The organism is Rhizobium sp. AP16, from assembly GCF_000281735.1.
Lineage (GTDB): Bacteria > Pseudomonadota > Alphaproteobacteria > Rhizobiales > Rhizobiaceae > Rhizobium > Rhizobium rhizogenes.
The window spans coordinates 14,865-35,149 of record NZ_AJVM01000090.1 but is presented as its reverse complement, the minus strand read 5'-3'; the positions used below and the strand labels follow the sequence as shown (position 1 = coordinate 35,149).

At 60.9% G+C, this 20,285-nt stretch carries 17 protein-coding genes; 4 read left to right on the top strand and 13 right to left on the bottom strand.

The annotated features are described in order from the left end of the window. Positions 1 to 51: 51 nt before the first annotated feature. Both PMI03_RS30175 and PMI03_RS32065 read left to right on the top strand, forming a co-directional pair. Complete coding sequence (locus PMI03_RS30175) at positions 52 to 492, top strand: hypothetical protein (RefSeq protein WP_007703467.1); 441 nt, start codon at positions 52 to 54, stop codon at positions 490 to 492. Between the two features lie 118 nt (positions 493 to 610). Beyond that, the gene (locus tag PMI03_RS32065; RefSeq protein WP_039974944.1) at positions 611 to 1,084 is read left to right on the top strand and encodes a GNAT family N-acetyltransferase; all 474 of its coding nucleotides are present in this window, start codon (positions 611 to 613) and stop codon (positions 1,082 to 1,084) included. Positions 1,085 to 1,152: 68 nt separating this feature from the next. On the opposite strand, the gene PMI03_RS30165 is transcribed toward PMI03_RS32065, so the two are convergent. From PMI03_RS30165 to PMI03_RS30135, 7 genes are all read right to left on the bottom strand, one after another. Next, positions 1,153 to 1,845, bottom strand: coding sequence for a hypothetical protein (locus PMI03_RS30165; RefSeq protein ID WP_007703464.1), 693 nt, complete (start codon positions 1,843 to 1,845; stop codon positions 1,153 to 1,155). Positions 1,846 to 1,963: 118 nt separating this feature from the next. After that, a complete protein-coding gene (locus PMI03_RS30160) occupies positions 1,964 to 2,575 on the bottom strand; it encodes an alpha/beta hydrolase (protein WP_007703461.1) in 612 nt (203 codons plus the stop codon). Between the two features lie 16 nt (positions 2,576 to 2,591). Then, complete coding sequence (locus PMI03_RS30155) at positions 2,592 to 3,524, bottom strand: VOC family protein (RefSeq protein ID WP_007703459.1); 933 nt, start codon at positions 3,522 to 3,524, stop codon at positions 2,592 to 2,594. Positions 3,525 to 3,667: 143 nt separating this feature from the next. After that, a complete protein-coding gene (ung, locus tag PMI03_RS30150) occupies positions 3,668 to 4,369 on the bottom strand; it encodes a uracil-DNA glycosylase (protein ID WP_007703457.1) in 702 nt (233 codons plus the stop codon). A 98-nt stretch (positions 4,370 to 4,467) separates the two neighbouring features. Then, the gene (locus PMI03_RS30145) at positions 4,468 to 6,009 is read right to left on the bottom strand and encodes an FAD-dependent monooxygenase (RefSeq protein ID WP_007703455.1); all 1,542 of its coding nucleotides are present in this window, start codon (positions 6,007 to 6,009) and stop codon (positions 4,468 to 4,470) included. A 255-nt stretch (positions 6,010 to 6,264) separates the two neighbouring features. Further along, a complete protein-coding gene (locus PMI03_RS30140; RefSeq protein ID WP_007703453.1) occupies positions 6,265 to 8,712 on the bottom strand; it encodes an FAD-dependent oxidoreductase in 2,448 nt (815 codons plus the stop codon). 9 nt (positions 8,713 to 8,721) lie between these two features. Beyond that, a complete protein-coding gene (locus tag PMI03_RS30135; protein ID WP_007703450.1) occupies positions 8,722 to 9,600 on the bottom strand; it encodes a choline/ethanolamine kinase family protein in 879 nt (292 codons plus the stop codon). Positions 9,601 to 9,932: 332 nt separating this feature from the next. On the opposite strand from PMI03_RS30135, the gene PMI03_RS30130 reads away from it, so the two are divergent. Next, the gene (locus PMI03_RS30130) at positions 9,933 to 10,736 is read left to right on the top strand and encodes a DeoR/GlpR family DNA-binding transcription regulator (RefSeq protein WP_007703447.1); all 804 of its coding nucleotides are present in this window, start codon (positions 9,933 to 9,935) and stop codon (positions 10,734 to 10,736) included. A 26-nt stretch (positions 10,737 to 10,762) separates the two neighbouring features. Here the strand turns inward: PMI03_RS30130 and PMI03_RS30125 are convergent, their stop codons facing one another. Together PMI03_RS30125 and PMI03_RS30120 are read right to left on the bottom strand one after the other, a co-directional pair. Further along, a complete protein-coding gene (locus PMI03_RS30125) occupies positions 10,763 to 12,388 on the bottom strand; it encodes a Hint domain-containing protein (RefSeq protein ID WP_007703445.1) in 1,626 nt (541 codons plus the stop codon). A 122-nt stretch (positions 12,389 to 12,510) separates the two neighbouring features. Further along, complete coding sequence (locus PMI03_RS30120; protein WP_007703440.1) at positions 12,511 to 13,392, bottom strand: LysR family transcriptional regulator; 882 nt, start codon at positions 13,390 to 13,392, stop codon at positions 12,511 to 12,513. A gap of 115 nt (positions 13,393 to 13,507) precedes the next feature. Here PMI03_RS30120 and PMI03_RS30115 point away from each other — a divergent pair, with 115 nt between their 5' ends. Next, positions 13,508 to 14,530: a YeiH family protein gene (locus tag PMI03_RS30115; RefSeq protein WP_007703439.1), complete on the top strand. Its 1,023-nt coding sequence runs from the start codon at positions 13,508 to 13,510 to the stop codon at positions 14,528 to 14,530. Here the strand turns inward: PMI03_RS30115 and PMI03_RS30110 are convergent. The 4 genes from PMI03_RS30110 to denD all read right to left on the bottom strand — a co-directional run bounded on the left by PMI03_RS30110 (position 14,493) and on the right by denD (position 20,131). Continuing rightward, on the bottom strand, positions 14,493 to 16,370 hold the full coding sequence (locus tag PMI03_RS30110; RefSeq protein ID WP_309574498.1) for an EAL domain-containing protein: 1,878 nt from the start codon (positions 16,368 to 16,370) through the stop codon (positions 14,493 to 14,495). The genes PMI03_RS30115 and PMI03_RS30110 overlap by 38 nt on opposite strands. Positions 16,371 to 16,471: 101 nt before the next feature. Then, a complete protein-coding gene (locus PMI03_RS30105; RefSeq protein ID WP_039974946.1) occupies positions 16,472 to 18,256 on the bottom strand; it encodes an IlvD/Edd family dehydratase in 1,785 nt (594 codons plus the stop codon). Between the two features lie 7 nt (positions 18,257 to 18,263). Next, positions 18,264 to 19,148, bottom strand: coding sequence for an NAD(P)-dependent oxidoreductase (locus PMI03_RS30100; protein WP_007703436.1), 885 nt, complete (start codon positions 19,146 to 19,148; stop codon positions 18,264 to 18,266). Next, positions 19,145 to 20,131, bottom strand: a complete 987-nt coding sequence (gene denD, locus PMI03_RS30095) for a D-erythronate dehydrogenase (protein ID WP_007703435.1) — start codon at positions 20,129 to 20,131, stop codon at positions 19,145 to 19,147. The genes PMI03_RS30100 and denD overlap by 4 nt, the downstream gene beginning before the upstream one ends. Between the last annotated feature and the right edge of the window lie 154 nt (positions 20,132 to 20,285).

The window sequence follows — 20,285 nt, the reverse complement described above, 5'->3', positions numbered from 1 at the left end:
TGACCGTCATTCTAATGGTTGCACCCGCCGAGCTTGCCAGAGGTTTTCTATATGCTCTCAAGCGACGATACATTGATCGCCTCTATCACCGATCCAGCCTCTGGTTGCCGTATTGATTTCGAGGACGACGGTCGGGTCGCTTATGCCTACCTCGTAGCGGCGGATGGGCAAATCATTGCCGACGTTTGGCTCTATAATCGAGGCGAAGCACCTGCCAAACCAGAATGGCACGATAATGGAATTATGCCATTCGCAAACCCTGCAGAATTTGTCCGGACAGATAAACCCTTCGATTTCGCTAAGCAGCCGTCCGATATTACTGTGCTTTGGGAAGCATCCGAACAATATGGCCTCGTCGCTTGCATTTATATCCACGACGAGTTTTTTGGCATTTTGACGCCGGGAGCAAAACCCGGCTGGAGCGTGTTGGCTGCAAGGAACGGCCCACTTGCCCGAACATTTACATCGAGTTTTGGAGGATCGCCCGACTGATGGACAAGCCCTCACTTTGGCGGCATCAGCCCAGAGGAACGTTGACAGGGCGACGTTCTATTTCCTTAAAGTACGCGACAGTAGGAATTGCCTGGTGATCAGCAGGAATTAAACTGAGATGGAAATCCAGATCGATCTGGCCCAGCACGCGGATATAGCGCCATGGATGATGCTTTCGGAAGATGTTGTTGACCTCTTCGGTCCGATGACCGACTTCGCTGCCGTTCTCACACGAAAGATCAATCGGAGGCAGGCTTTCTGTGCCCGGACAGCTGGTCGAAGATCGCTCATAGGCGGCATGTTGATGGGAGGATCAGACGACACCTTCTGGATAAGGTGGTTGGCTGTCTCGCGGGAGCATCGGCGGTCTGGCGTTGGCCGGGCGCTGGTGGAGAGGGCAATTGCTACTGCTCCCCTTCAATCCCGTCTTCAAGTGGACACTTTCATTGAAGGTAGTGTCGGAGGGGCAGCGGCTCGCCGGCTATATGAGAGCACGGGATTTACGCCAGGAGAGATCTGGCAAAAGGACGGTGTCGTTCGGCAACGCTACGTTCGGATGCGGCTTAACAGTTCAGGTCCTGGTGACCGCTAACCGCGGTTTTGAGCCAACCGCCGATCTTCCGCCATCGGCCCAAAGCGGTCAAAGGATCGCTCACTGGATTACTGAGATATCCAGACTTGAAGAGGACCAAGTTCTGCCAACCCCATCTCTTCGCCGCTAAGATCATCCGTAGACCAGCATACGATAGGTAGCCCTTGAGAAGCCGATCCTGCAGCTTTCAACACTTCCATCTGCGCGAATGATTGGCTTTTGAGGGAGAACCAATTGGATAATCCAAGCGAAAATCCGGTGTCAAAGCTGATAAAGCCAGATTCGATTGCGCCAAGCTCACCCCTGAACCAAAAGTTCGTTCTATGATCTTCAAGTAAGGTGCTTGGAAAAATGGTGCCGTCAGAAGCCCCCCAAGCTCTTTCCCATAGATGCAATTCGGCTGGGGAGGTCACGGTCTTCCAGCCGGCAGACTCGCTGTTCAAAACCGTCCCACCGTACCAATGCCCAGCGAGTTTCCGTTCGAAACCCTGCTCGGTAAGAGTGAGATCTCCGAAGCTATCTTTGACCCCCCATTTTCGAGACTGATTGGCTTCACGAACTTTGTGAGCGAGTTCAGCAACTTCGTTCTGAACGCCCTTCTCGCGAGTTATGATGTTCGGATAAAACGGCGGCGAAACAGCCAAATTCGCCCAAGCCCCCGAAGACCTCGTTTCGTTCGATCCATGTGCAGAACAGACCCTACTGCACCAAGCGATGTTGTCTTCCACGGTGATACGAAGCAGTCGGGAAGTATCAGTCATAAGAAGCACCTCGATACACGGGAAGGATAACCTATTCGGTCAAGACCGCAATTGGCGGCATACTTGCCGTCAGAAGCACTTTGAAAAAGCCGGCGGCATTTGCCACCGGCTTCTTTCTTTACGCGTACGGCGCAAGAAACTCACGGATCGCCTCGATCTCGTTCGGGCGAATATCGTGGCCGCCCGGATGCCAGTCGAGCGTGACCTCAGCCTTCTGCCGCGTGAAATAATCCGCCAATGCCTTGGTCACCGGCGCCGGCGAGATCGGATCGCGTTCGCCGGCCGTTATCAACACACGCTTGCCGTCGAGCTCGGCATTGTCGCGCGGCTGGAACGGGATCAGCGGATGCATCAGCACGGCGGCGTCGAAGAGATCGCCGTGCTCGATCAGCACATTGGCGAGAATATTCGCGCCATTGGAAAAACCGAGACCGAGTACCTGCGAGGCACCGTGGTCGATGGCGAGACCTTTGACATAGGCCGCCATCTTTTCCGTGGCGCGCGCAAGGTCGGCCATGTCGTAGACGCCCTCGCCGGTACGGCGGAAGAAGCGTGCGGCGCCATGTTCCGAAACGTCGCCGCGTGGCGAGACAATGGTCGCGTCCGGCAACAGGCGGCTGCCGAAATCGAAGAACTGGTTCTCGTCACCGCCGGTTCCGTGGAAGGTGAACAGGATGGGTTTGCCGGGTGCACCGGGCTTTACCCGGTGCACATAGGTCGTATCCGTCATGATCTTATCCCTCGCTTTAGGCGTCCAGCGGCTCAAGATGCTGCTCGAGCAGCGAACGCAGACCTTCATGCTGTTCCGGCAGCTTCAGCGCCTCGCCGAGATGAGCCGTATCCTCGTCTCGGTTGAAGCCGGGCTCGTTGGTGGCGACTTCGAACAGCACGCCGCCCGGCGTACGGAAATAGATCGCCCAGAAGTAGTCGCGGTCGATGACCGGGGTCACCTGGTAGCCCGTATCCATCAGCGCCTTGCGCACTTCCAGCTGCTTGGCACGGTTCTCGACGGCGAAGGCGACGTGGTGGACGGAACCGGCACCGGGAAGCGCGCGATTGATGTTCGGCATGGTTTCGAGATCGACGACATCGGCACCATTGCCTCCGGGAATGGCAAGCCGCTTGACGCCTTCATGCGTGTCGACAACTTCATAGCCCATATATTTCAGCAGTTCGGCCGTGGCGCCCTCGTCCCGCAGCCGCATCGCGACGGAATGGAAGCCCCTGATCGCATGTTCGGCATCGACGCCGCCATGGGTCCAGGGGGCACGCTTGTCATCCTTGACCTCGACGAGCGCGAAACCATCACCATCGGGACCGGAGAAATGCAGGCGCTTCTGGCCGAAGGATTCATCAACCTTCAGCCCCTCGACACCCTGCTTGCCAAGCCGGTCTGTCCAATAGCCGATCGCACCTTCCGGAATGGAATAGACGGTATTGCCGACTTCGCCGGTGCCCGGACGGCCACGCGCCATTTTCGGGAACGGGAAATAGGTCATGATGGTGCCGGGTGTCCCGATCTCGTCACCATAGTAGAGGTGATAGACATCAGGCGCATCGAAATTGACGGTCTTCTTGACCCGGCGAAGGCCGAGCGTGTTGGTGAAGAACTTGTTGTTGGTACGGGCGTCTTCCGCCATCGATGTAACGTGGTGAAGACCCTTGATCTGATTGAGCATCTCTAACCCCTTGTCTCGCCCGCAACGGCAGGCGTTTTCCATGAGCAGAAGATGGTCCGAGAGCGTGCGTTTCGATAGCCCTCAAGTGCCAAACGGATTGTCTCCAATTATTGAACGATGATGGAGCGTCGTTCAATATGGGACTAGTTATTGCCCGGATTACTCGGCAGAGCCCATTCGATCGGCTCCCGGCCATGCTCAACCAGATAGGCATTGGCCTTGGAGAAATGCCGGCAGCCGAAGAAACCGTTATGGGCGGAGAGCGGCGACGGGTGCACGGACTTCAGCACCAGATGCCGATCGGTGTCCACGAAAGCGGCCTTCTTCTGCGCGTAGGAACCCCAGAGCATGAAGACGACGCCGTCGCATTCGTCGTTCACCTGACGGATGACGGCGTCGGTGAAGCGCTCCCAGCCCTTACCCTGATGCGAGGCGGCTTGCGATTCCTCGACGGTCAGCACGCTGTTCAGCAGCAGCACGCCCTGCTTCGCCCAGCTTTCGAGAAAACCGTGACGCGCCGGCGGAATGCCGAGATCTGTCTCCAGCTCCTTGTAGATATTCACCAGCGACGGCGGAATACGCACGCCTGGGCGGACGCTGAAGCACAGTCCATGGGCCTGCCCGGCGCCGTGATAGGGGTCCTGCCCGAGGATCACCACCTGCACTTCATCCAGCGGCGTCAGGTCGAGCGCCCGGAAATATTCGCTGCCGCGCGGAAAGATCACCTTGCCGCGCTGCTTCTCCTCGACGAGAAAGGATTTGAGCTGCTGCATGTAGGGGCTCTCGAACTCCGGCGACAACGCCTCTTTCCAGCTTTCCTCCAGCTTGATGCTCGCTTCCGCCATTGGCTTACGCCTCCATCTTTTATCAGCATGCCGATTGAGGATGAAAGCGACGGCGTGTCAAGAAAATGGCGGATGCTGCGACAAGGAGATCACAGTTTTTAGGCTTCGCCGAACCATCGCGACGCGGCCTGCGCAACCTCCTCCTGGTTGGGAGCATCCTCACCAACCCAGGCGACGATGCCGTCAGGCCGCACGAGCAAGGCGCTCAGGCCAAGCCTGTCCTTGGCATCGCTTGCGACATAGACGATACGACCCTTCCAGCGGCTCGCCAGCGCTTGAAGCGGCGTATCGGCCTCAAAGTCCAGCAAAAGGCCCTTCCCACGTCTGAGGTGATCACCAAGCTTCGTCCCGTCGGCCAGCTCGAAATCGGGAGCGCTGCGGCCGACAAGCGGGTGACTGCCTTCAAGATCATAGCGGAGAGACACTCCCCAGACGCGCTCGGCGAAATAGGTCGCGCCATCGCGTGTGTCGATGAGATCACGAATGACGGCTTCGAGCGCGCGCGAACTCCTGCTCGGCCGCATGAGCGCCACCTGGGCGCGCGACCAGTCGAGAACCTGCACTCCGACCGGATGACGTTCGCTGACATAACTATCAAGCAGATCCGCTGGCGCGTTACCGTGGATCGTCGCAGCCAGCTTCCATCCCAGGTTCATTGCGTCGCCAAGTCCGAGGTTAAGCCCCTGACCGCCCAGCGGAGAGTGGATGTGGGCGGCATCGCCGGCGAGCAGCACCCGCCCGTTGCGATAAGCCGTCGCCTGATAGGCGCGATCCGTCCAGGTGGTCGCAAGCCGGAGGGCCGTCAGTGTGACCTCGGTGCCGGAGATATGGCGCAATACCGCCTGCACATGTTCGAGCGTCATCGGCTGCGCCCGGTGGAAAGCACCCCCGTCGAAATCGACCATCGCGATGGTCCCCGGCTTTTGATAGGTATACATGCCCGTCGGCGTGTAGTGACGGCCTACGCGGAGCTTGTCAGCGTCGGCCATCTCGACGTCAGCGGAATAGCCGGTGAACTCGGGATCTGTGCCGACGAACGCAAATCCGGCTGCCTTGCGTACAGTGCTGCGGCCGCCATCGCAGCCGACGAGCCAGCGTCCGCGAAAAATCTCACCACCGGCGCAAATAGTCACACCGCCGCCCGACTGTTCGAGGCCCTCGACGCCAAGGCCGCGCCTGATCTCGACGCCCATCGCGCTTGCACGAGCGGCCAGGACGCTTTCGAGATACTCCATCTCGACCGCCATGCCGGTGCCGGCCGGACTTGGCAGACGATACGGCCATTTCGAGGTGTCGACGTTGTCCAAATAGAACTGAATTCCGGCGAAATGGCCGCCCGGGCGGCGCGACTGTTGCATCCAATGCGGGGTAGCCGAAGCACTGCCGTCAGCCGTTTGATCTTTCGTGCGCTGCGGTTTCGTGATGTCGTCCAGCAACCCGCGACGGTAAAAAGCTTCGATGGTGGGCGCGGAAAGGCCACGCATGCCAAACGGAAGCCGCTTCAAGGGTGAATGCGGGTCTTCGGCTTGCTCCAGCACCAGCACCGAGAGATCTGCCATGCGCAGCTCACAGGCGAGAAACAGACCTACGGGGCCTGCACCGGCAATCACAACATCATGGATCATAGGAAGGTCGGTCATGAACTACTCCTTGTGGCCGTTCGGCCGGAGCGGTTCGTCGATTTGAGAACCACACGGACGAACAATATGGACGCGCGAGCATCCGTTGTTCGTCGTGGGACTCATGCATTGCGCATGGACAGAGCTTCCGTTTCCGAAAGGACTTGGGCTAGACCACACCAAGTCGTGCCTTTTTCGACAGAGGCAACATAGCGTCTGGCCGGCCGATCGGCAAGAGAAGACGTTTTGTCGAAGACCACGTCGCGCCTTTCGGCGTCACGCTTTGATCCGCACCATCTGCGGATCGTAAAGCGGCTTCAGCGACACCTGACACGGCACGCGGCGCTGCGCGACATCGAGTTCATAGCGGCCTCCAAGCACGAAACCCTCGGTAACTCCGCCGGCGTCGCGAACATAGCCATAGCCGATCGGCTTGCCGATCGTGTAGCCGTAGCCGCCGCTCGACAGCCAGCCGACACGCTGCCCGTCGCGGTAGATCGTCTCGCGGCCGAGAAGCACGGTCTCGGGGTCATCCGGCACAAAGCAGGCAAGCATCTTCCTCACCCCCGACACCAGTTGCCGCTCGATGGCCTCACGGCCCCGGAAGGAGGTTCCCTTCTTCATCTTCACCGCCCATGCCAGTCCTGCCTCGACCGGCGTATGGTCGGGGCCGATATCGGAGCCCCAGGCACGATAGCCTTTTTCCAGCCGGCAGCTTTCGATGGCGCGATAGCCGGCATTGACGAGGCCATGGTCGCGGCCGGCGACCATCAGCGTGTCATAGACCGTGGTGGCATATTCCACCGGCACATGCAGCTCATAGCCAAGCTCGCCGACATAGGTGATGCGCAGCGCCCGGACCGGGCAGCCGTCGATGCCGATGGTCTTGACGCGACCGAAGGGGAATGCGGCGTTGGAAACATCGGCCGACGTCACCGCCTCCAGCACGGCGCGAGAATGCGGCCCCATTAAAGACAGTACGGAATAGGCGGATGTGACATCCACCAGCTCGGTATGCATCTCGGCCGGGATGCTTCTCGCGATCCAGTCGAAATCATGGGTGGCAAAGCCTGTGCCCGTCGTGATGTAGAATTCGTTCTCGGCAACACGCGCCACGGTGACATCGCATTCGATGCCGCCCCGGTCGTTGAGCATCTGCGTATAGGTGAGCGCCCCCACCGGCTTGGCAACATCGTTGGCGGCAATCCACGAAATTGCCGCCTCGGCATCGCGGCCCTTGAGCACGAATTTGGCAAAAGAGGTCTGGTCGAAGATGACGGCCGCCTCGCGCACCGCCTTGTGCTCACGTCCCACAGCATCGAACCAATTCTGCCGTCTGTAGGTATAGACGTCGTTCGGCTCCTCGCCGGCAAAGAGGTCGGCGAACCAGTTCGGCCGTTCCCAGCCGAGCTTTTCGCCGAAGCAGGCGCCCTGCGCCTTCAGCCGATCATAGAGCGGCGACTTGCGGCAGGGGCGGCCGCTCGCATACTCCTCGAAGGGCCAGGCCATGGTGTAGTGCTTGCCATAGGCTTCGAGCGTGCGGGTGCGTACCCAGTCCGTGTCGAAATGCGGACGACCGAAGCGGCGGATATCGACCGGCCAGAGATCGTATGGCGGCTCACCCTTCGCCACCCATTCGGCAAGCGCCATGCCCGCTCCACCGGCGGACGCAATGCCGAAGGCGTTGAAACCGGCGCCGACGAAGAAGTTCTTCAGTTCCGGCGCCTCACCGAGAATGAAATTGCCATCGGGCGTAAAGCTCTCGGGACCGTTCAGAAGCTGCTTCACGCCCGCCGTTTGCAGGCCCGGCACGCGCGCAAGCGCCTGCTCCATGATCTGCTCGAAATGATCGAAATTGCTGTCGAGCAGCGTGTAGTGAAAATCCCTGGGAATTCCGTCGATCGCCCAGGGGACAGGGTTCGGTTCATAACCGCCCATGACCAGCCCGCCGACCTCTTCCTTGTAGTAGGTCAGCCTGTCGGGATCGCGCAGCGTCGGCAGGTTCGAGGGAACGCCGAAGGATTCGGTGATGAGATATTGATGCTCGACGGAGACGAGCGGCACGTTGACGCCGAAGCGCGCCGCGAAAGCCCGCGTCCATTGCCCGGCGCAGACGACGACGCGCTCGCATTCGACGCGACCCCTATCGGTGACGAGGGCACGGATCCTGCCCTTGTCGATCTCCAGATCGAGAACTTCGGTATCCTCGAAAATCGAAACGCCGGCCATGCGGGCGCCCTTCGCCAGCGCCTGGGTGATATCGGAGGGATTGGCCTGTCCATCTGTTGGGAGAAAAGCTGCGCCGACCAGATCGTCTATGTCCATCAACGGCCAGAGGTCGAAGGCTTCCTGCGGCGTCAGGAGATGCATTTGCAGCCCGAAGGATTGCGCGGTCGTCGCCTGCCGCTTGACCTCCGTCCAGCGCTCCTCGTTGCAGGCAAGGCGCAACCCGCCATTCATCTTCCAACCGGTGGCAAGCCCCGTCTCGGCCTCCAGCCTCTTGTAGAGATCGACGGAGTAGCCGAGCATCTGCGTGATATTGGCGCTGGTCCGCAATTGTCCGACCAGACCGGCGGCATGAAATGTCGTGCCCGACGTCAGCTTCTTGCGCTCCAGTAGAACCGTATCGGTCAGCCCGAGCTTGGCGAGGTGATAGGCCGTAGAGCAGCCGATAATGCCGCCGCCGATGACGACCGCCTTGGCTGTTTTGGGCAGTTCCTTCATCGCATCACCTCAAGAATTCCGGAATGATTGATAGGCGCATTCAAACCGCGCCAGATTTTCGCTCGTATAGGCTGAATAATCAAAGTCGATGTCGGAGTGGATTTCTGAGACCATGCTCCACATCGTCTCGCGCAACAATGACGCGCATTTCATCGCCTGATAGCGCCGCCGGAGATCGTCACGCACCGGCGCCTCGAAATAAGCCTCCAGCATCGCGGTTTCCTGCCCCTCGGAGAAAGCATTGTTGGAGGCGAGACCGCCGAGATCGAAGAGTGGCGTGTTAAAGCCGGCATAGTCCCAATCGATCAGCCAGAGCCTTTTGCCATCGTCGAGGAAATTGGCGGCGAGCAGATCATTATGGCTGAAAGCGATTTCGAACGGACCGGCCGCCTGCTCCAGCCGCGTAGCCGCTTCGAGGAAGGAAGGCAGCAATTCCCGATGCCGGCTTCCTCCTTCGTCGAGAAGGGCGGCATAGTCACGCACGACATGGAAAACCCAGAAGATAGCGGCCGCACCACGAAAATGCTTGGAAACATCCCGGTGGCAGGAGCGGACGAGCGGCACGATGCGCGCCAGCATCGACGGCGCGCGGATATCCTCGGCCGTAAGCGCCTTGCCGTCGACATAGTCGAGCACGAGGATGCCGGGCTCATGATGGATCACCGCGGGCGACAACCCGGCCGCATGCGCGGCCCTGCTCGCCGCCACCTCATTGGCCCGGCTGATGTGATGAACCGGAATATCGGTTCCGAGCCTGACGACGAAACGCCGCCCGCCGTCCGTGACCAGAAAATTGCGATTGGTGATGCCGCCCACCAGCGGAGCGATCTCGATCGGCCCGCGCCAGATGCCAAGAGCATGTATTCTGTCTTCGGGTATTGCGGCCATCCCTACCCCAGCGCGGCGATTGCGCATCTCTTGGATGCAAGAGGTTCCCCACAAACGGAGAACTGTCAAGAACCGGCCACAAAATGAAACGGCCAAGAGGCTTTTTGTTGGGTTATGTCAGCCAAGAAAGTTTGCCGCATATTAGGTTATGGACGGCGACAATAGAAAGCTTCATCGCCAGCAGGATTTGGCCTAAAAATTAAATCTCGGGATGATTGCAGCAAGAGCGCTTGTCTTCGCGGCATTATCCCGCTCTAGATGTTCGCAGGCATGGCCTCCTCCGCAAGCCAGTTTCAACGTTTTCGGATCATGCCCCAGATAGGATCGAAACCATGACGGGCATCTCGCCGACGCCGCTTCATTCGAACCATCGGGAACGCGAGATCCTGGAGGAGCTCCGGCTCGCCGGCGGGGCTAGCCGCATCCAGTTCCTCGCCGAGCGGCTGGACGTCTCGGAAGAGACCATCCGGCGCAATATCCGCAGCCTGGAGGCCCATGGCCTCGTCACCAAGGTCCATGGCGGCGTCCACATCAAGGACTCGTTCATCGAGCAGCCTCTGCATTTCCGCATGAACGAGAACGCGGAAGCCAAGCGCGTCATCGCAGCCCGTGTCGCGATGATCATACAGGACGGCGACACGATATTTCTCGATATCGGCTCGACCACGGCCTTCATCGCCGTGGCGCTGCAGAAGCATCAGAACCTCTTCATCGTCACCAATGCGGTCTCGGTGGCGCATGCGCTGGCAACCCGCAACGGCAACCGCATCTTCTTTGCCGGCGGCGAACTGCGCAGCCACGATGGCGGCGCCTTCGGTGCTGAGGCGACCAACTTCCTGCGCCGCTTCAATGTCCGTCATGCAATATTATCCGTCGGCGCCGTCAACGCCACCTCCGGCTTTATGCTGCACGATCTGGAGGAAGCGGAATATTCCCGTGAGGCGGCGCGGCGTGCCGAAAACCGCATCATCGTCGCCGACAGCGCCAAATTCGGCCGCAGCGCGCCCATCATCATCGACGATCCCTCCATTTACGACATGATGGTCACTGACGACGTGCCGCCGCCGGATATCCGGGCCATGCTCGAGCGCAACAACATCGACCTCGTCGTCGCCGGCCAGCGCCGCGCTGAGTAGCGCGGAGCGGAACTGACCCGGCGACCCTAAGCCATTTCCATCGAAGGCGCTGCGATGACGGAAGCGTCAGAAAACGCCGGCGGAATCCAACGCGGCACGGCGGGGCCGGCGAGATCGATGGTCAGGGAAAAGGACTCGCGGCAACCTTCCCATAGAGAGGAAGGCAGGCGCGCGCATCCGTTGGTCCAGCGGCGGCAACCATCCTCGACGTGATGGAAGCCATCGGTCAGCCGGCTATCGTCCGGGGGAACATCCCTGGGCTCGACGAATCCATCATCGATGACCATTTTGGAAGCGCAGACACCGAGCCGGCGGCCATCGCCGGAGGAACCGATCAGGTTCGGCGCACCCCATTGCGAGGCAAGCCATAGCTCTGATACCGATGCCGGGACACGAAACTCCGCACGCCAGTCGTTGATGACGGGATCGATGCGTTGTCCGTCGGCAATCAGATGCACATCGGCAAAGGGATCGTCACTCAGGGTCCAGCCCATGTCGAGGGCGCGCACATGAAGCTGCATCCGAACGGCTTCGACGAGAGGCCCCTTTGAGACATAGGTTAGGCATCTTTGAGCGCCATCGTTTGCCGCCTGAATAGAATTATCCGTCGTCCGGGAAAAGAAAACACGATTCCCATGGTCGATGTAACTCTCGGTCGGCAGTCCATTCGTCACGAGGATGTCGTGCTCATCCAGCTCAACATGCCAATATGTCACCGTCGCACATTCCGCCTGGACGATCGTTGAACCATTCACAAGAGCAGAAGCGGGTATCAGAACATCGGTCACGACCGTAGTGCATATGCCATGTGCTGGAGAGACATAAAGGTCATGCGCAGGCTTGTCCGGCCCAAGGGCTCCGGCGGCGACACGGATCGGCCAACATGCCTGGCCGTCTCTCACATTGGCGCAATCGAGCTCGCTGCTTCCGATCCATCGGATGGGGCGGTGTTGTGAGGATGCCGTGACGACAACGTCTCCCACCCGCAAATCCTCGACGGCGATGTCTCCTCGTGTCGTGCGGACCAGCGTCCCCGTGACAAGGCAAACGACGATCGTTCCGGTCGCGGCATCCAATATGAAACCCGAAGGGTTGAGATCGCCAGCAAAGTTGAGTGTCAAGTTACCGGCGGTCGTGACGAATGTCGCAATCTGACCGTCGACCGAAATGCTCGAGACCGTTCCCGGGCCGTTATATGCGATGGTTGTCGCACCAGTGCCTTGCTGATAGATAGTTCCGCCGAATTGTGTTGAAAAATTGAAGTGTGCGCCAGCGGCTAGCGTAACCACCTGAGAGGAGCCCGATCCGCCCCATTGATAGCTCCCCGCAACCCATACCCAACCGACGGCGGAGGTTACTCCGCTGCCGGCTTCGAGGTGGGACAGGGCGCTAACGGAGATACCGCCGCCGCCGGTAATCGGTCCGTCTATCTTTATCCAGGTTTGGGCCAAGCCGGCATAAAGGCTGAGAGTGCTTGTGGGCGAAAGAAAGAGGCTGCCGATATCAGGCTGATGTCCGCGTGGAGGGCTAATAATGTCGCCATTATTTATGACGATAGAGTCTCCAAAGTCCGGAAGACCGTTCGGGGACCAATTGGCGGGATCTATCCAAATAGTGTTGAGGTCGTGGTTTGTCCAGGTGTAGGTTGTCATCGATATCCCCTCGGATCATGATGCCATCCGGATAAGCCGCAAAAGCGCCTAGCGGCTACCGAGTAAACGGTAGCATGCAACTATCGTATTAATCGAATCGAATATACAAATATTTAAGCTGTTCAGCCCTTGCACATGGCTTCCAGCGTCAGCGCCGCCTTGCTGGCATGGCGCTCCTTGTGGCGCAGCAGGCGAAAACTGCGGACGGGCAGGTCGAAGGCTGCTTGCACCAGCAAACCCTGTCCGAGATAGGCCCCGGCCGCAGCGCTTGAGATCGCCGCGGCACTCTGCCCGGAGCAGACTGCCGACAACACGGCCTCGTTCGACGGCAGGACGAGCGCCACGCCGAGATCTCGCGGCGAAGCACCAAGCTTTGCCATGGCATTTTCGAATTCGGACCGCGTGCCCGACCCTTCCTCGCGCATCACCCAGGACGTGCCGCTGGCAAGATCAGAAGCAGAAAGTTGCCTGCCGTCCGCCCAGGGATGAGCCGGCGGCACGACGATCACCAGCGCATCCTGCGCGACCACCTTCATCGACAGGGCCGGCACATCCACCTCGCCTTCGACGAAGCCCAGTTCGGCAGTCCCCTCGACCACCGCTTCGGTGACCGTGCGCGTATTGCCGATCGTCAGATCGAGCTCGATGCCGGGGTATTCCTTGTGGAACCGCATCAGTATGGGCGGCAGCCAGTAGCTGGCGATAGTTTGGCTGGCGCAGAGGCTAAGCCGGCCGCGTTGCAGGCCACCGAGTTCGGAGAGCATGAGTTCGGCAGACCGCACGCGTGCCAGCGTCGCCCTGGCCTCGCCGAGAAAGGTGCGGCCGGTCTCCGTCAGCTCGATGCGCCGGCCGACACGGTGAAACAGTTCGACGCCATAATAGGCTTCGAGGTTCTTGATTGCCGAGCTGACCGCCGACGGCGTCAGGTGGATGGCCTCGGCCGCATGCGTCAAATGCTCCCGCTCGGCGACGGCGACGAAAATGGCGAGTTGCTCGAAGGTCATGGGAAATCATTCTAATTTATCGAACGAAACATAGGATAATATTCGATGGATGTCGACATCAGGAGATGAGACTTTCCCGGCACAACAATTCTTCATAGCCGAATGGCGGTGCCGCATGCCCCTTTTTCAACGAACCGCGATCATCCTTCCAGGCCTCGCCCTCACCAGTGCAGTCGCGCTTCTCGCCTATGCCGGCGAACGCGTGGAGATCGGTATCTTCGGCGGCAGGTGGATCGAGAGCCTGGTACTCGCCATTGCGCTCGGCATCGTCATCTGCACCGTCAGCCCCCTGAAGCCCGCCTTGCGCCCCGGCATCGATTTCAGCGCCAAGATCCTGCTGGAAATCGCCATCGTGCTGCTGGGCGCCTCGATCAGCCTCTCGGCAATCGACCAGGCCGGTGTCTGGCTGATCGCCGGCATCGCCATCGTCGTCGTCATGTCGATCGCCGCGACCTATGCCATCGGCCGGCTGCTCGGACTGCCGCCGAAACTCGCCACACTGATCGCCTGCGGCAACTCCATCTGCGGCAACTCGGCCATCGTCGCCGTCGCCCCCGTCATCGAGGCGGGCTCCGAGGAAACCGCCGCGGCCCTTGCCTTCACCGCCGTGCTCGGCATCGCCGCCGTCTTTCTGCTGCCGCTTCTCTATTTCCACGCCGGCATGAGCGTGGGGCAATATGGCGTGTTGGCGGGGCTGACCGTCTATGCCGTGCCGCAGGTGCTTGCCGCCACCGCGCCGGTCGGCCTGCTGGCCGTGCAAACCGGCACGGTGGTCAAGCTCATCCGCGTCCTGATGCTCGGCCCGGTCATCTTCCTGCTCGGCATCATCACCAAAACCGAGACGGCAGCCACGGATAGCCATCCGAGCCACCGCCGCTCGCTGGTCCCCTGGTTCATTTGCGGCTTTCTCGGGCTGATGGCCTTGCGCTCCTTCGGCCTGATCCCGGACACGCTGGTGGCGCCGATGGCACTCGTTTCGAACATATTGACGGTGATTGCGATGGCAGCACTCGGCCTGTCGGTGAATATCCGCTCCGTCGCCCATGCCGGCGGTCGGGTGATCGCGGCAGCCACGCTGTCACTGATGGCGCTCGGCCTTATCAGCTATGCGCTGATTGCCGTCCTGCAGATCCACTAACGCCGCCCTTGCCTTGGGCGGCAACAGGGCTCCGCGCCGCAACCGGCCTCTGAGCCGACGCCAGCAGCGCGGCAATCTCACTTGCGGGCGAAGGATATCCGAACGCGTAGCCCTGAAGTCCGTCGCAGCCGGCATCCGCCAGGAGCTGCGCATGTTCCTCGGTCTCCACGCCTTCGGCCATGACCTCGACGTTAAGCGCTCTTGCTATCTCGACGATCGAGCCGACAAGGCGGCGCTGCTCGTCGGAGACGGTAATTGCCGTCACCAATTGCCGGTCGATCTTCAGCCGTTTCGGCTTCAGCTTCACCAGTCCGATGAGCGAGGCATGGCCGGAGCCGAAATCATCGATCTCGATATCGATATCCATCCTTTTGATCGCATCGACATTAGCGAGCACCCTGTCGTCGGGATCGTCGAGGAAGATCGTCTCGATCAGCTCGAAGACGATGGCATGGCGCGGTATGTTCAGCGTCTGCAACCGCTCGACCAGGCCTGGATCGGCCAGGCGGCTTGCGGAAATATTGACGGAGATGCGTGGTGGGGTCAGGCCTTGCAGAGCCCAGGCAGCACGGTCGGAGAGCGCACGATTGAGGATGGCCGCATCGATCTCGGCCGTCAGGCCGTATTCTTCGGCCACCTTCAGGAAGGCTGCCGGCGGCAACAGTCCCTTCCCCGGATGCCGCCAGCGGGCCAGAGCCTCAAGCCCAACGATCCGCCGGCTGCGCGCATCCACCTGGATCTGGTAGAAGGGCATGATTTCGTTCCGCATCAGCGCCAGCCGCAATTCCTCCGCCAGCCGCCGCTCGCCCTGCAGATCGGATTGCAGCTTCGGCGTGAAGAACTCGACACGATTGCGGCCTAGTTTTTTGGCCTGATAGAGGGCTATGTCGGATTCCGCCAGCAGATTGGCGGCACCGTCGGCGACGCTCCAGGCCGCACCGATCGAAGCGCCCACCTGCAACATCTCGTGGCCGAAGCGTATATCGCGCCGCAGCCGCCACAGAATATCCTCGGCAATGGTTCCAACTTCGTCTGAAGTCGCAATATTGACCAGCACCGCAACGAACTCGTCGCCACCGACGCGGGCGACCATGTCGCCGGCTGCGATCCCTCCCAGGATCCGCGCCGCAGCCGTCTGCAACGTCGCATCGCCAGCCGCATGGCCCCATTTGTCGTTGATCTGCTTGAAGCCATCGAGATCGATATGGAGGATGGCCAGTGTCTCCACCGCCTGATCCGCACACAGCTCCGCCAGCCGGCGGTCGAAGTAGCGGCGGTTGGGAAGGCCGGTCAGATAATCATGATCAGCGGCATGCTCGATGCGCGCGCGGCTTTGCTCCAAAGCGATCGCGCGCGCTTCGGCAACAGCCTTCTGCTCCGTCAGCTCGCGGTTGAGCAGGACATCGGCGGTGACGTCCCATTCCGCCCCGATGAAGGACGGCGCGCCATCTGGCCCCTCAAAGAAATGAGCGCGCGAGCGCAGGTAGCGAACATCGCCGTTCGGCAGGAAAATGCGAAACTGCGAATTGTAGAAGCCTTTCTCCGCGATGGCCGCGTCGAAATCGGCAACGGCCTGCGCGACATCATCGGGATGCAGGGCATTCAACCAGACCTCCGATGACACTTTACGGTCGCGGAGGCCCGTCTGATAAAGCTTGTGCATCTGCAGATCCCAGAGCATTTCCTCCCCGTTGAGATTATGCTCCCAGACCCCGATTTGCGACGTCTCCAGCGCCAGCTCCAGCCTCCTCAAAAGGTTCTGGAACTCCAGCTCGGATCGCCCTGATATCGCCTCTCCCACCGAGTTCGGCCCCCCTGCGGACACATGGAAAGCTTGCATAGTCTCGGCGATATCCTGGCAGCACTCCCTTTCGCGTTATTTAATAACGTCCGCCTGGTTGCGGACTTTTGCCCGCAACCATCATTGCGATGGTTTTTTGGTTAATGATTGTGACGTGGCGGATTGGCCGCAAGATCGCGGAAATCCGCAGCGCCATCGAGCACCGCACCGTCGGAAAGCTGCGTGACCGAGCGGCGGTAGATGCGCTGCCAGGGCGTCGCGTCCGGCGGGACGGCGGGAATGCCGTCACCCTTGCGCCTTTCGATCTCGGCCTCCTCCACCAGCATGTCGCAGCGGCCATGATTGAAGTCGATCCGGATGGTATCGCCGGTTCTCAACCAGGCAAGCCCGCCGCCTGCCGCACTTTCCGGCGAGGCATTGAGGATCGACGGACTGTCGGCGGTGCCTGACTGACGGCCATCTCCAATCGTCGGCAGGCTGCGGATGCCGCGCTTCAGCAGCGCATCCGGCGGCTGCATGTTGACGACTTCGGCCGACCCCGGCCAGCCGATCGGTCCTGCGCCACGGATAACGAGAATGGTATTCTCGTCGATGCCGAGGTCCGCATCGTTGATGCGCTTGTGGTAATCTTCCGAGCCGTCGAAAACCACCGCCCTGCCCTCGAACACGCCCTCGCGTCCCGGTTCCTGCAGATAGCGGCTGCGAAAATCCTCCGACACGACGCTCATTTTCATGATGGCGAAATCAAAGAGATTGCCCTTCAGCACCAGGAAGCCCGCCCGCTCCTTCAGCGGCGCGGCGAAGGGAAGGATGACTTCACGGTCCGTCGCCTCGCGCCCCTTCAGGTTCTCCGCCACGGTCTTGCCGGTCACCGTCGGACAGTCGCCGTCGAGCTTGCCGACCTGCAGCAGCTCCCACATGATGGCCGGTACGCCGCCGGCACGGTGGAAGCGCTCGCCGAGATAGGCGCCCGCCGGCTGCACGTTGGCGAGCAGCGGAATGTCGAAGCCATGCACTTGCCAGTCCTCGGGATGAAGCTCGACGCCGGCATGTTTGGCCATGGCCGCCAGATGCGGCTGCGCATTGGTCGAGCCGCCGATCGCCGAATTGACGCGGATGGCATTGAGGAATGCCTGCCGGGTCAGCACGTCGGACGGCTTGATATTCTCAAGCACCAGTTCGACAGCCCGCCGTCCGGTGCGATAGGACATCTGCCCGCGCTCCCGATAGGCGCCGGGGATGGCAGCGCAGCCGGTGAGCGACATGCCGAGCGCTTCCGCCATGGCATTCATGGTCGAGGCCGTGCCCATGGTGTTGCAATGACCGATCGAGGGCGCCGAGGCGAGCGACGCCTCCATGAATTCCTCTTCGTCGATCTCGCCAGCCGCGAGCTTGCGGCGCGAACGCCAGATCACCGTGCCGGATCCGGCCAGTTCGCTGTCGTGCCAGCCGTCCAGCATCGGACCGCCGGAGAGCACGATTGCCGGAATATTGACGGTGGACGCCGCCATCAGCGCCGACGGCGTGGTCTTGTCGCAGCCGGTCGTCAGCACGACGCCGTCGAGCGGATAGCCGTAGAGCACTTCGACGAGGCCGAGATAGGCGAGATTGCGGTCGAGCGCCGCGGTCGGGCGCTTGCAATTCTCGAAGATCGGATGGGTCGGGAACTCGATCGGAATGCCGCCGGCATCGCGAATACCGTCGCGGACGCGCTTGGCAAGATCGATGTGGTGACGGTTGCAGGGCGTCAGGTCGCTGCCGCTCTGGGCAATGCCGATGATCGGCTTGCCGGAGCGCAGCTCCTCCGGCGTGATGCCGTAATTCATGAAGCGCTCGAGATAGAGCGCGGTCATGTCGATATGATCGGGATTATCGAACCAGTCCTGCGAACGCAGACGACGTTTGGATGGGCTGTTGTCGCTCATGTCTTTCTCAAGCCTTTCCTCGGCCATTCTTGTCTTCCAGATGCAGCAACAGGCCGCTGTGATCGCTCTCCGCGCCACCATTTTCGACGAATTCGGCGAATTCCGTCCTGACGGTTTCGGTCAGCGGCAAATGAAGCGACAGGCTTCGAGCAGCGGCCAGAACCGCATCGAGATCCTTCAGTTGATTGCGGGAGGTGCCCCCAGGTTCGAAATTGCGGTCGATCATGCGCTGGCCGTGCAGCTCGAGAATCCGGCTTTCGGCAAAGCCGCCGCGAATGGCAGCGCGAAAAGCCTCGCGCGAACCGCCGCCGGCCTCCACCAGCAGCATGGCCTCGGCGATCGCGCCGATGGTGACGGCGACAATCTGCTGGTTGCCGAGCTTGGCGAGCTGGCCGGTGCCGCTCGGTCCGACATGGGTGACGCGGCCGAGCGGGGCGAGCACATCGCGGACGCTATCGATGACATCGGCGTCGCCGCCGGCCATGATCGCCAGCGTGCCTGCCGCCGCCCCGACCACGCCGCCCGAGACAGGTGCATCGATATGGCGAAAACCGCGCTCGGCGAGTTTCGCCGCATGTTCGCGGGCGATCGGCGGTGCGATCGAACTATTGTCGATGACGACGGCGCCAGGCGCCAGCGCGTCCGTCACCCCGCTCCCAAACAGGACCTCGCTCACCGCGCCGCCATTGGTCAGCATGGTGAAAAGCACCGATGCGCCCTTGGCCGCATCCGCCGCCGTCGCGGCAACGGTCGCTCCGTCGGCCGCCAGTGCATCCGCCTTGTTCCGGTCGCGGTTCCAGACGGTGACGGCAAAGCCGGCGCCAAGCAGACGCCGCGCCATCGGAGCCCCCATCAATCCAGTCCCGAGGAAAGCGATCTTCCGACCGGTCATGGTAGCTGTCCTCCCAATTCGTCTTCGATATGAACACGAATGATTTCATCAAAGGATTTTTCGGCCACGAAGCCGAGTTTCTTCGCGCGCTTGGCGGTAAAGCCCTGTGCCCAACCGGAGACGATCCGCATCACCAGCTCGTCGGGCTCGCGGCGGATGAGCTTCACCGCCTTGTCGCCGGCGATGCGGCGGAGCGCGTCGATCTGCTCGCCGACCGTGGCGCTGACGCCGGGCATGGAGAGGCTGCGATCCGCGCCAAGCGGCGTCAGATCGACCGTCGCACCGTGAATGAGGAAGCCGACCGCCGAACGCGGCGAGGCATGCCAATGCCGCACCTCTTCCGGCACCGGCAACATGGCCTCCATGCCGACGAGCGGCTCGCGCAATATGCCGGAGAAGAAGCCAGAAGCGGCACGGTTCGGCTTGCCTGGACGGATGCAGATGGTCGGCAGGCGAATGCCGATGCCATCGAGAAATCCGCGTCGCGTATAGTCGGCCAGCAGCAGCTCGCTCATCGCCTTCTGCGTACCGTAGCTGGTGAGCGGCGCCAGATGGAAATCGTCCGGAATGGGCGTCGGGAAAGGTGAGCCGAAGACGGCGCAGGACGAGGTGAAAACGACGCGAGGCCTATATCCATCCTCGCTATTGGCAGCCCGGATCGCTTCGAAAAGCTGTCGCGTGCCGTCGAGATTGATGCGGTATCCCTTGTCGAAATCCAGCTCCGCCTCGCCCGAAACGATGGCGGCAAGATGGAAGATCACATCCGGCCGGCGGGCCACGATCTTCTCGGCGGCACCGGGCGCAGACAGATCCCTGGCGCGCGCCTTGACCTTGCCTTTGAACCCTTCCGGTTGCGGCGGCTCGATCACATCGACCAGCGTCAGCCGCGTGATCTCACGGCCACCGAGGCCGCCATCGGCCACGAGCCGCGCCGTCAGTTTTCGGCCGATCATACCGGCTGCTCCGATCATGGCGATATGCATGCGTTCTCCCTCGCAATGACGCTCATCAGGACAGCTCCTCCGGCCCGATGTACGTCAGTCAATATGACTATGTGCTTGATAAACCCATGGCGTCCGCATGCAAACGAAATTGGCAGACGAGCGGCAAAATCTTCGAAAAACAGATTGGCCGAAA